Origin of the sequence: Micromonospora sp. WMMD975, assembly GCF_029581215.1 — a bacterium.
Taxonomy (GTDB): Bacteria; Actinomycetota; Actinomycetes; order Mycobacteriales; family Micromonosporaceae; genus Micromonospora.
This window is the reverse complement of the sequence record NZ_CP120739.1, coordinates 4721887-4733410: the sequence shown is the minus strand read 5'-3', so window position 1 is coordinate 4733410 and position 11524 is coordinate 4721887. Positions and strand designations below refer to the sequence as shown.

Here is an 11524-nt window from a genome sequence, read left to right as displayed (position 1 = left end):
GCGAGATCCGTGGTAGGTTATCCGGGTTGCAGTTTTGGTTTCCAGAGACTCTGTGTGCGCCTGGCGGATTGTGGCCCCAGGCGCTCTTTGTTGTGTCCGGAGTTCTCCGGGCGGGGCGACCAGCAGCGACAGGCATGGCACGCGGCCAACGCGTGGTGTGCTCCCTCCGGCCCGCAAGACGTGCGGGCCGACCGTTCCGTCAAGGAGACGAAACACATGGCAATTGGCACCGTGAAGTGGTTCAACGCTGACAAGGGCTTCGGCTTCATCACCCCGGACGACGGCGGCGCTGACGTCTTCGCCCACTTCTCGGCGATCCAGACCTCCGGCTACCGGAGCCTGGACGAGAACCAGCGGGTCGAGTTCGAGGTGACCCAGGGCCAGAAGGGCCCGCAGGCGGAGAACATCCGCCCGCTCTGATCTTTCGGATCAACCGGCACCACCATCGCGCCCCGCCGGGCGTGGTGCACGGGCCGACCCGCCGCGCCGCCCTCCCGTAACCGGGACGTGGCGCGCCGAGGCGGGTCGGCCCGTACCCTTTTCGGTTCGTGCTTGTGATCACCGGCCATGCCGGTGACGCGCCGCTTGTCGGCGCCCTTCCTCGACACGTGCCGCCTCGAGGAAGGCTTTCCGCATGACCACGACCCTGCCCACCTTCGCCGACACCGGCCTGGCCCCGGCGCTCGTCTCCGAGCTGGTCGCCCAGGGCATCACCGCGCCGTTCCCGATCCAGTCGGCCACCCTGCCCGACTCGCTCGCCGGCCGGGACGTGCTCGGCCGCGGGCGGACCGGCTCGGGCAAGACGCTCGCGTTCGGGTTGCCGCTGCTGCACCGTACGGCCGGTCGCCGGGCCCGTCCCGGTCGCCCGCTCGCCCTGGTGCTGGTGCCCACCCGGGAACTGGCCGCGCAGGTGACCGCCGCGCTCGTCCCGTACGCCGGGGCGCTCGGGCTGCGCTGCGCCACGGTGGTCGGCGGCCTGTCGCTGAGCCGCCAGGCGGACGCGCTGCGGGCCGGCGCCGAGGTGCTGGTGGCCACGCCGGGGCGGCTGCACGACCTGATCGACCGGGGTTCCGCCCGGCTGGACCAGGTGGCCATCACCGTGCTGGACGAGGCGGACCAGATGGCCGACATGGGCTTCCTGCCGCAGGTGACGAAGCTGCTGGAGCAGGTCGCGCCGGGCGGGCAGCGGATGCTCTTCTCGGCCACCCTGGACCGGGGCGTGGACCGGCTGGTCCGCCGGTTCCTGGCCGACCCGGTCACGCACTCCGTCGATCCGGGCACCGCCACGGTCACCGCGATGACCCATCACGTGCTGCACCTGGAGCCGGAGGACAAGCCGGCCGCGCTCGCGAACATCGCCGCCCGTGAGGGCCGCACCATCGTCTTCATCGCCACCAAGCACCGCGCCGACCGGGTGGCCCGCCAGTTGCTCGCCAAGGGCGTACGCGCCGCCGCGCTGCACGGTGGCAAGTCGCAGCCGCAGCGCACCCGGATCCTGGAGCAGTTCCGCACCGGCCAGGTCACCGCGCTGGTGGCCACCGACGTGGCGGCCCGGGGCATCCACGTGGACGGGCTCGACCTGGTGGTGAACGCGGACCCGCCCACGGAGGCGAAGGACTACCTGCACCGGGGCGGCCGGACCGCGCGGGCCGGGGAGTCGGGCACCGTGGTCACCCTGGTCCTGCCGGAGCAGCGCCGCGACGTGGCCCGGCTGATGACCACCGCGGGGATCAATCCGAAGACCACCCGGGTACGCCCCGGTGACGCGGAGCTGGGTCGGCTGACCGGGGCGCGGGAGCCTTCCGGGACGCCGGTGACCATCGCGCCGCCGGTCGCCGCGCATCCTGCCCCCGGGACCCGCCCGCGTCGCCGCCCGCGCCCGCGCCGGCGCTGACCGGCCGTCCCGGGTCACCTCGCTGAGTCGGGGATCAGCGGACTTTCAGTCGGCTGTCCGACACTCCGGCGGCGCTCCGGCGACCATGCTGGTCGCCGGGGGCCGGTCGGGGGGACCGGCCGGACGCGGGAGGGGTGACCATGGCGGGCGATGCCGGCCCGGGTGGGACCCGGGAAGTGCTGCTGGTGCTCGCGGTCGCGGGCGCCGGCCTGGCGCTCGCCGTGGTGGCCGCGTTCGGGCCCTGGCATCCGGCCGCGGCCGGTCCGCAGGACCGGGGTGCGGCCCGCAGCTTCAACCCCGGACAATAAGTCGTCCGCACGCACCGAGGGGGCGCGAGCGGCCGGGCGGGGCCCCGGCACCGGGCCCCGCCCGGCGTCCGGCTGACCTGCCGGTTCAGGGTGCCGCCGCGCGTGGAGGGACGCGACGTCAGTTGCCGGCCTGGTCCAGCACGCCCCAACGGCGGCGGATCGCCTTGTCGGCCGCGCCGAACGCGGTGTCCACGAGCAGGCCGACCACCAGGATGACGATCATGATGGCCATCAGCCGGGGCGCCTCGCTCAGCTCGCGGGCGTAGGTGAGCTGCGCGCCGATCGAGGTGCGGGTGGCGATGACCACAAGCAGCTCGCCGGCCATCAGGCTGCGCCAAGCGAACGCCCAGCCCTGCTTGAGCCCGGCCACGATGGCGGGCAGCGCGGCCGGCGCGATCACGTACCGGTAGAGGTTGAGCCCGCGGGCGCCGAGGTTGCGGCCGGCCCGGACCAGCAGCGGCGGCACGTAGTCCACACCGTGGATGACGCCGTTGGCGACCGACGGCGCGGCGCCCAGCACCACCACGAAGAAGATCGCCTGCTCGCTGAGCTGGAACAGCAGGATGGCCAGCGGGAACCAGGCGATCGACGGCATGGTCTGCAACGCGGTGATCATCGAGCCGAGCGCGGCCCGGAGCACCTTGACCCGGGCCACCCCGAGGCCGAGCAGCAGGCCCACCGCGACCGCGGCGGAGAACCCGACCACGGCACGGCGGGCGGTGGTGGCCAGCCCTTCCCAGAGCGCGGAGCTGGCCAGGTAGCGGCCGAGGTCGGCGAAGACCACCGCCGGGCCGGGCAGCGCCCACGGCTCCTTCCAGCCGCTCCAGACGACCGCCTGCCAGAGCGCGACCGCCAACGCCAGCGCGGCGAACTTGGGCCAGGTGGCCGACCAGAGGCGGCGTACCCGGGACGGGCCCTTCTCCCGGCCGGCGATCTCCAGCGCGTCGAGGCCGGAGATCTCCGCGTCGGTACGCGCCGACCCGGCGAGGGTGTCACTGGCCATGCCGGCCCACCTCCTTGCGCAGCCGGTCGGTGACCTCGGCGGCGATGGCCGACACCTCCGGCGAGTCGATCCGCCGGGGTCGTGGCACGTCGACCCGGGTGGCGTAGATGATCCGGCCGGGCCGGCTGGAGAGCAGCACGATCCGGTCGGCCAGCCGGGCCGCCTCGCGCACGTTGTGCGTGACGAACAGGACGGTGAGCTTGCGCTCGCTCCAGATCCGCTCCAGCTCGTCGTGCAGGATGTCCCGCGTCATCGCGTCGAGCGCGCCGAACGGCTCGTCCATCAGCAGCACCGGGGTGTCCAGGGCGAGCGTGCGGGCCAGCGCGACCCGCTGCCGCATGCCGCCGGAGAGCTGGTGCGGGCGCTTGCGGCCGAACTCGGACAGGTGGACCGTGCGCAGCAGCTCGGCCACCCGCGCCCGGCGCTGGTCGCGGGGGAGCCCGCGCAGCTTGAGCGGCACCTCGACGTTGCCCTCGACGGTCGACCACGGGAACAGCGCCGGCTCCTGGAACATCAGGCCCGGGTTGACGCCCTCGCCCAGCTCGATCGCGCCGCCGCTGACCCGGTCCAGGCCGGCGACCAGGTTGAGCAGCGTGCTCTTGCCGCAGCCGGACGCGCCGACCAGGCAGACGAACTCGCCCGGGGCGACATCGAGCGACACTCCGTCGAGCGCCAGGACCGCCTGCTCGCCCTGGCCGTACACCTTTGTCACGCCGCGGAGCGCGACCGAGCCGGTCGCGCTGCGCGGGGTCGTCGTGGTCCACGTCATGGCTGGGTGACCTCGGGCTTGCCCTCGGCCTTCAGCACCTCGTTGAGGAACGTCAGGTCGTAGAGGCCGGTCAGGTCGACCGGCTGGGTCAGCCCGACCGCGACGGCGTGGTCCAGGCCGGTCTTCAGCGAGGACGAGATCGGGTCGTTGGTGAACTCCAACGTCGGCCAGGCCTGCTGGATCAGCTTGAGGTCGAGCGGCTTACCGGTGATCTTGCCGATGTGCTCGGAGATGGCCTGCTGCGCCTCGTCCGGCTTGGTGTTGACGAACTCGTTCGCCGCGACCTGCCCCTCGACCAGCTTCTTCACCACGTCCGGGTGCGCCTTGAGGAACTTGGTGCTGACCAGCAGGTTGGTGATGACGAACTTCTTGTCCGGCCAGAGGTCGCGCTCGTCGACGAGCACCTTGCCACCGGCGTTCACCAGCCGGGAGACGAACGGCTCCGGCACCCAGGCGCCGTCGATGGCGCCGCTGCCGAACGTCTCGACCGTCTGCGCGTTCTCCTGCGGGACGACCTTGACGTCGCCGCCGCCTTCCTTGGTGGTCGCCAGGCCCTTCTCCTTGAGCCAGTAGCGCAGCGCGACGTCCTGGGTGTTGCCGAGCTGCGGAGTGGCGATCTTCTTGCCGCGGAGCTGCTCCACCGCGGTGATGGCGGGCTTGACCACGAGCGCGACGCCGCCGGACGCGGCGCCGGAGACCACCCGGACCGCCTCGCCCTTCGACTTGGAGAAGGCGTTCACGGTCGGGTTCGGACCGATGTACGTGGCGTCCAGCGCGCCGGAGAAGACCGCCTCGATGGCGGCCGGGCCGGCGTTGAACGTCTTCGTCTCCAGCGTGACGTCGCCGCCCAGCTTCTCCTTGAAGATCCCCTTCTCCACGCCGACCACGGCCGGCGCGTGGGTGATGTTCGGGAAGTAGCCCAGGCGCAGCGTCACCGGGCCGGAGTCACCGGCGCCGTCGTTGTCGTCGCCGCAGGCGGCGGTGGTGCCGAGCGTGGCCGCGCCGACCGCGGCGAGGGTGGTCAGGGTGACCAGGCGGCGCAGGGGAAGCCGTCTCATCTATCGTCCAATCCGCAGTATTCCTATTTAGTTGATAGGAAGAGTGGGGCAGAAGGTGGTCGTCGTCAAGACCTGTCCCGGATCTGTCCGCCGTTCGGCCGGGGCACACCGCCGGTGCGGCGGGTAAGGAGGCGCTAGTGTCGATCGCGTGCCGACGCGGAGAGTGAAGATCCCAGCCACGAAATACCCGGTCGAGCGGTTCGACCTCGACAACGGCCTCCGGGTGGTGCTCACCCCGGACCGCAGCGCCCCGGTGATCGGGGTGGCGGTGGTCTACGACGTCGGCATCCGCTCCGAGCCGCAGGGCCGCACCGGCTTCGCCCACCTCTTCGAGCACCTGATGTTCCAGGGCTCGGAGAACCTGGAGAAGCTCGCCCACTTCCGGCACGTCCAGGGCGCCGGCGGCACCTTCAACGGCTCCACCCACCTCGACTACACCGACTACTTCGAGACGCTGCCGAGCAACGCCCTGGAACGGGCGCTCTTCCTCGAAGCCGACCGGATGCGCGGCCCCCGACTGACCGAGGAGAACCTCCGCAACCAGGTCGACGTGGTCAAGGAGGAGATCCGGGTCAACGTGCTCAACCGGCCGTACGGCGGGTTCCCCTGGCTGACGCTGCCGCCGGTGATGTTCGACACCTTCCCCAACGCGCACGACGGCTACGGCTCCTTCGACGACCTGGAGTCGGCGACCGTGGCCGACGCCGCCGACTTCTTCCGCCGCTACTACGCCAGCGGCAACGCGGTGCTCGCGATCAGCGGCGACATCGACGTGGCCGAGACGACCACGCTCGTCGAACGGCACTTCGGCGACGTGCCGGCCCGCCCCGCCCCGGAGCGGCCCGACTTCACCGAACCCGACCTGACCACTGAGCGGCGCAGCACGTATACCGACGCGCTGGCCCCGCTCCCGGCCGTGGCGAGCGCCTGGCGGGTGCCCGACCCGGTCACCGACTTCACCGGCTACCTGCCCTACGTGGTGCTGGCCGAGGTGCTCACCGACGGCGACGCCTCCCGGCTGGTCGAGCGGCTGGTGCAGCGCGACCGCACGGTCACCAGCCTGGGCGGCTACCTCGGCTTCATGGGCGACCCGTTCGACGTACGCGACCCCACCGCGCTGCTGCTCCAGGCACACCTGCCGCCCGGCGGCGACGTGGACAAGGTGCTGCGCACCGTCGACGAGGAGCTGGACCGACTGGCCACCGGCGGGCTGACCGAGGGCGAGCTGGCGCGTACCCAGGCCCGGATGGCCACCCACCTGCTGCGGGACACCGACGCGGTGCTGGGCCGGGCACTGCGGATGGCCGTGCTGGAACAGCAGCGCGGCGAGCCGGAACTACTGAACGACCTGCCCCGGCTGGTCGGCGCCGTGACCGAGGAACAGGTCCGCGCCGCCGCCGCCACCCTGCGGCCCGAGCGCCGCGCATCCGTCGAGGTCGTGGCCGGAGGTGCCAAGTGAGCGCGAGGAGTGAGCCGGGTTTGCGAGCCCCGCAGTCGCGAACGGAGGTGGCTCAGTGACCGCTACCACCGTCCGACCGCTGCCGGCGCTCGGCCCGAACAAGCGGCTGACCGTGCCGAAGCAGGCCGAGCGCACGCTCGGCAACGGCCTCACCGTGATCGCGGTACGCCGCCCCGCCGTACCCCTGGTCGAACTGCGGCTCTGGATGCCGTTCGGCCGGACCCACCTGGCCCGGGGCGCGATGCTGGCGCAGACCATGCTGGCCGGCACCGAGGCGCACACCGCCACCGAGATCGCCGCCGAGCTGCAGAAGGTCGGCGGCGGGCTCTCCGCCGGTCTCGACCCGGACCGGCTGATGCTCTCCGGCGCGGGCCTGGTCACCGGGCTGGACCGGATGCTGGAGCTGCTCGCCGAGGTGCTCACCGGCGCCAGCTACCCGGGTGACTGGGTGGCGACCGAGCGGGACCGCCTGGTCGACCGGATCCAGGTCGCCCAGAGTCAGCCCTCCCACCTGGCCCGGAGCGCGCTGCTCAAACGGGTCTACGGCCGCCACCCGTACGCGGTGCAGACCCCCGAGCCCGACCAGGTACGGGCGGTCCGACCGGCCGCGTTACGCCGGCTGCACGCCGAGCGGGTGCACCCGGCCGGCGCGGTGCTGGTGCTCGTCGGCGACGTCCGGCCGGAGCAGGCGCTCGACACGGCCGAGGCGGCGCTCGGCGGCTGGCGGGGCGACGGTCACACCGCCGAGCTGCCGCCCGCGCCACCGCTGGAGCCGGGGCCGCTGCTGCTCGTCGACCGGCCCGGCGCGGTGCAGTCCTCGCTGCGTCTCGCGCTGCCCGCGGTGCCCCGCACCCACCCCGACCACGCCGCGTTGCAACTGGCGAACCTGATCTTCGGCGGCTACTTCTCCTCGCGCTGGGTGGAGAACATCCGCGAGGACAAGGGCTACACGTACGGGCCGCACTCGCTCGTCGAGCACTCGGTGGCCGGTTCGGTGCTTGTGGCCGGCGCCGAGGTGGCCACCGAGGTGACCGCGCCGGCGCTGCTGGAGACCACCTACGAGCTGGGCCGGCTGGCCACCGTCCCGGTCAAGCCGGAGGAGCTGGAACAGGCCCGCCGGTACGCGCTCGGCACGCTCCAGCTCGGCATGTCCACCCAGGCCGGTCTCGCGTCGCTGACCAGCGCGTACGCCGGTAACGGGCTGCGGCTGGACTTCCTCACCGAGCACGCCGCCCGGCTGGCCGCGGCAACCGTGGACGACGTCGCGGAGGTGGCCGCCCGCTACCTGGCCCCGGCGCGGGCGGTCACCGTGGTGCTCGGCGACGCGGCGCGGGTGGCCGACTCGCTGGCGGCGCTCACCCCGATGCGTACGGAAGGTGGCTCCGCGTGAGCGCGAGGAGCGAGCCGGGTTTGCGAGCCCCGCAGTCGCGAACGGAAGGTGGCTCCGCGTGAGCGCGAGGAGTGAGCCGGGTTTGCGAGCCCCGCAGTCGCGAACGGAAGGTGGCTCCGCGTGAGCGCGAGGAGTGAGCCGGGTTTGCGAGCCCCGCAGTCGCGAACGGAAGGTGGCTCCGCGTGAGCGCGAGGAGTGAGCCGGGTTTGCGAGCCCCGCAGTCGCGAACGGAAGGTGGCTCCGCGTGAGCGTGACCGGGGAGCCGGCTCCGCCGCTGGCCCGGTCCACGCTGGACCGGGCCGCCCATCGGCGTACCGACCCGGGGTGGCTGGCCGAGGCGTGGGAGCAGGCCCGGGTGCTGGTGTTGGACTCCGCGGACCAGGGCCGTGCCCTGGTCCGCGGCGAGGCCGCCCCGCCGGAGCTGGTCCTGGTCGGCGCCGGCGAACTGCCCGAGGTGCCCCGCTCGGTGCCGATGTTCCTCGGCGTCGAACCGGACGGGGTGCCGGTCTTCGCGGTGGACGGGCCGCTGTCGGTGCTGCCGGACACCCGCCGGGCCCACCTGCGGGAGGTCGGCCACCTGATGACCGATCGGGACGCGGGCCTGTTCACCACCGCGTTGGCGCTGCTCAACTGGCACCTGCGGCACGGCTACTCGCCGTCCAGCGGCCAGCCGACCCAGGTCGACGAGGCCGGCTGGTCCCGGACCGACCCGGCCGGCCACCGCACCTGGCCGCGTACCGACCCGGCCATGATCGTGCTGGTGCACGACGGGGTGGACGGTCCGGAGGGCCGCTGCCTGCTCGGTAACAACGCGGCCTGGCCGAGCAACCCCGGCGTGCGCCGTTACTCCTGCCTGGCCGGATACGTCGAGCCGGGCGAGTCGGCCGAGGCCGCCGTGCTGCGCGAGGTCCGCGAGGAGGTCGGCGTCGCGGTCGAGGAGATCGGGTACGTGTCGAGCCAGGCATGGCCGTTCCCCGGCTCGTTGATGCTCGGTTTCCTGGCCCGGGCCGATGCCGACGCGCCGATCGAGGTCGACCCGACCGAGATCGCGCACGCGCGCTGGTTCAGCCGGCGGGAGATCGGCGCCGCCCTGGCCGGTGAGCCGGTGACTCTGGACGGTGGGGACCGCCTGCTCCTGCCACCGCCGTCGTCGATCGCCCTGTTCCTGGTGCACCGCTGGCTCGACGGCCACTGCTGACCTTCTCACCCACCGCACGCCGCACGTCTGCCCGGCTGCCGTGTGGCCCCACGCGCATGGTGTCGTCGTGCCCCGACCCGGTCGGCCGTCACCCATCCGTCGACTTGGAGGGTCCCGCACACCGGAGACACCCATTCCGTTCCACTCACGCCGCGCCCGGCCCACGAGTGGAACGCCACGGGTGTGTCGGGGCGCCGGAGACACGTTTGCTCGTGGCGAGTTGAGCGAGGTCGGGGGCGTCCACGGGCATCTGGCAACTCGCAGCGGCCATGTGAGACAGCCGCCGACGCGAGGTGCGGGGCGAGGACGGCCTCCGCTAAGCGCTGCCGGGAGGACGCCGACGGGCGGGGACCGCCAGGTCGGGGAAGCGGCGGCATCGAAGGCTCGGTGATCGCGCCACTTCGTCGAACTGGAGTCGACCAAGGAGGAGGCGGTCCCGGCCCGGACCGTCGTTGCCGCGGCGGTCCCGGGCCGGGATCACGGGCCGTCGTGGCCGGGTGGGGCGTGGAGCACGGCGGGGGAGCCGGTCCGGCCACGACGGAGTCAGCGGCCGGTCATCCGCCGTCCCAGCGGTACGGCTGGCCGGGGGCGGGATCCTCGATGGGCAGCACCTTCACCCGGTGCCGGCCGGCGCGTACCGCCCCGACGGCGGACAGCGCCCGGGCGAGCAGGAGGGCCGCGTCCCGGTCCTCGGCGTGGACGACCTGGCGGCGGGGCTCCGGCGCGCTTGTCTCGTCCCGCAGGCGGACCCCGCCGGCCCAGGCGGCGGCGATGTCGGCGTCGGCGGCGCTTCGGATCTCGGTGCGGACGATCAGGAACCGCATGGTGTCCCCCGGAAGTGGACGGATGCGCGGTGGAACTTCCACGTCACTCCAGGCGTCATCGTACGCCCGCGCGCCGTCCCAGCAAGTGAAACGTATGGGCTCGACCGTTCGGGGGAGGCCAGGTCAGGACGGTTGTCGGGGGTGGACGGGCGAGGGGCCGCCGGCGTCCCGCCGACGGCCCCCGGAACACTCGCCGGATCAGTCCAGGTCGAACTGGCCGTTCTTCGTCCCGGCGAGGAAGCCGAGCCAGCCGGCCCGGTCGAACAGCAGGACCGGTCCGCCCGGGTCCTTGCTGTCGCGCAGCGCCATGGTCGTCGCGCCGGTGCCGAGCGGGGCGACCTCCACGCAGTTCGAGGTCTGGCTGCGGGTGCTCTTGCGCCAGGCGGCGCGGGCGAGCTGCCCGGAGGTCGTGCTGTTGCGGATTTCGTTCATGGTGTTCCTGCTCCTGGTGAGGTGCTCCGATGGGAACGAGTGACGCCGGGCCGGACGGTGTCCGTGGCGGATCACCGTTCCGTCGTGAGGCGCCCCGAGCCCGGGCGGCGCTGGGCCGGCGCCGTTGCCGGCCCGGACGCCACGGTGGACTCGACTGCCGTGCCGGTCAGCGGTCCCGTCGCTTCGATCAACCAGGAGATGGTGTCCGAAGCGGAGAGTGCCGACGAGCATAGCCACTCGAACACCACTTTATAGCGATTTAGGGTGTTAACCTCGGTCGACATGACGTCGCCGAACCCACTTTCGATGGCGAGTGTCTCCGGATCGAGGGGATCGGCGAACCGATAGACCGAGAAGGCGGTCGGCGGAAGGTACCAGTCGCCCACCTGCGCGTCCCGCAGCAGCAGCCGCAGCTCCACGTTCGGCAACCGCGCCAGCTCGCACAGGTGGACGAGCTGCTCGCGTAGCACCTCCGGGGGCCCGGCCCGCCGGCCGAACGCGGTCTCCTCCAGCACGGCCGTGTAGCGGGTCACGTGCTCCAACAGCGCCTGGCGGGATCGGCGGGCGCCCACCTCGGTCTCCGGGTCCTCCGGATCCGGGTCGCCGGCCTCCTCGGCCACCTTCGCCGCGGACAGGATCCGGTGCCGGGCGTACCCGGGGGTCTGCAACAGCCCGGGCACCAGCACCGGGCTGTACTCGGAGATCTCCGCACAACCGGCCTCCAGCTCGGCGAAGGCGCGCTGCTGCTCGGTCATCACCGGGAACTTGCGCATCCACCCCCGCATGTCGCCGGCCTCGTGGGTGATCCCGATCAGCTCGGCGCGCTGCTCGTCGTCGGCGCCGTAGATCGTCAGCAGCGCGTCGACGTCCTCCGGGTCGGGGCGGCTGCGGCCGTTCTCCAACCGCGACAGCTTGGACGCGGAGGCCCAACCGATCCGGTCGATGACCTGGTCACCGGTGAGACCGGCGTGTTCGCGGAGTCGACGCAGCTCGTTGCCGAGCCGGCGGCGGCGCAGAATCGGGCCTGGTGAGGCAGGAGGCACGGCGTCCTCTTTCCCGTCGACCGTCGCAAGACGCGACGGTAACTGTATGGAATTCGCCCCCCACGGCCAGTATGGACGGCGCGACCGGTGTCGGCGGGTCCGGCGAGGGCGTGTCACGAGACAAAAAGAGGACTGTGGAGAGCGCC

Annotated in this window: 12 protein-coding genes; 6 read left to right on the top strand and 6 right to left on the bottom strand. The window is 72.8% G+C overall.

The genetic code is table 11. The features are described from left to right. Nucleotides 1-216 precede the first annotated feature (216 nt). The 3 genes from O7613_RS20770 to O7613_RS20760 all read left to right on the top strand — a co-directional run bounded on the left by O7613_RS20770 (nt 217) and on the right by O7613_RS20760 (nt 2202). A complete protein-coding gene (locus O7613_RS20770; protein WP_013288421.1) occupies nt 217-420 on the top strand; it encodes a cold-shock protein in 204 nt (67 codons plus the stop codon). A gap of 214 nt (nt 421-634) precedes the next feature. After that, complete coding sequence (locus O7613_RS20765; RefSeq protein ID WP_281586783.1) at nt 635-1894, top strand: DEAD/DEAH box helicase; 1260 nt, start codon at nt 635-637, stop codon at nt 1892-1894. A 140-nt stretch (nt 1895-2034) separates the two neighbouring features. Beyond that, entirely contained in the window at nt 2035-2202 is a 168-nt protein-coding gene (locus O7613_RS20760) for a hypothetical protein (RefSeq protein WP_281586784.1), read from the top strand. A 118-nt stretch (nt 2203-2320) separates the two neighbouring features. Here O7613_RS20760 and O7613_RS20755 read toward each other — a convergent pair whose 3' ends face one another. The 3 genes from O7613_RS20755 to O7613_RS20745 are packed head-to-tail and all read right to left on the bottom strand — an operon-like array spanning nt 2321 to nt 5032. Then, complete coding sequence (locus tag O7613_RS20755; protein ID WP_282289656.1) at nt 2321-3205, bottom strand: ABC transporter permease; 885 nt, start codon at nt 3203-3205, stop codon at nt 2321-2323. Then, nucleotides 3195-3974, bottom strand: coding sequence for an ABC transporter ATP-binding protein (locus O7613_RS20750; protein WP_282289655.1), 780 nt, complete (start codon nt 3972-3974; stop codon nt 3195-3197). Before O7613_RS20750 ends, O7613_RS20755 begins: the two co-directional genes overlap by 11 nt. Then, complete coding sequence (locus O7613_RS20745; protein ID WP_281586787.1) at nt 3971-5032, bottom strand: ABC transporter substrate-binding protein; 1062 nt, start codon at nt 5030-5032, stop codon at nt 3971-3973. Before O7613_RS20745 ends, O7613_RS20750 begins: the two co-directional genes overlap by 4 nt. Before the next feature lie 148 nt (nt 5033-5180). Between O7613_RS20745 and O7613_RS20740 the strand changes: the two genes are divergently transcribed. From O7613_RS20740 to nudC, 3 genes are all read left to right on the top strand, one after another. Further along, on the top strand, nt 5181-6491 hold the full coding sequence (locus O7613_RS20740) for a pitrilysin family protein (RefSeq protein WP_281586788.1): 1311 nt from the start codon (nt 5181-5183) through the stop codon (nt 6489-6491). A gap of 55 nt (nt 6492-6546) precedes the next feature. After that, nucleotides 6547-7881 carry a pitrilysin family protein gene (locus tag O7613_RS20735; RefSeq protein WP_282289654.1) on the top strand — a complete coding sequence of 445 codons (1335 nt, stop codon included), beginning with the start codon at nt 6547-6549 and terminating at the stop codon, nt 7879-7881. 250 nt (nt 7882-8131) lie between these two features. Beyond that, entirely contained in the window at nt 8132-9079 is a 948-nt protein-coding gene (gene nudC / locus O7613_RS20730) for an NAD(+) diphosphatase (protein WP_282294582.1), read from the top strand. A gap of 554 nt (nt 9080-9633) precedes the next feature. Here nudC and O7613_RS20725 read toward each other — a convergent pair. The 3 genes from O7613_RS20725 to O7613_RS20715 form a co-directional block, all read right to left on the bottom strand. Then, nucleotides 9634-9903 (bottom strand): hypothetical protein, encoded by a 270-nt coding sequence (locus O7613_RS20725; RefSeq protein WP_281586790.1) that lies wholly within the window; start codon nt 9901-9903, stop codon nt 9634-9636. 198 nt (nt 9904-10101) lie between these two features. Next, entirely contained in the window at nt 10102-10335 is a 234-nt protein-coding gene (locus tag O7613_RS20720) for a DUF397 domain-containing protein (RefSeq protein ID WP_282289653.1), read from the bottom strand. A gap of 71 nt (nt 10336-10406) precedes the next feature. Further along, entirely contained in the window at nt 10407-11378 is a 972-nt protein-coding gene (locus O7613_RS20715) for a helix-turn-helix transcriptional regulator (protein WP_281586792.1), read from the bottom strand. Nucleotides 11379-11524 lie beyond the last annotated feature (146 nt).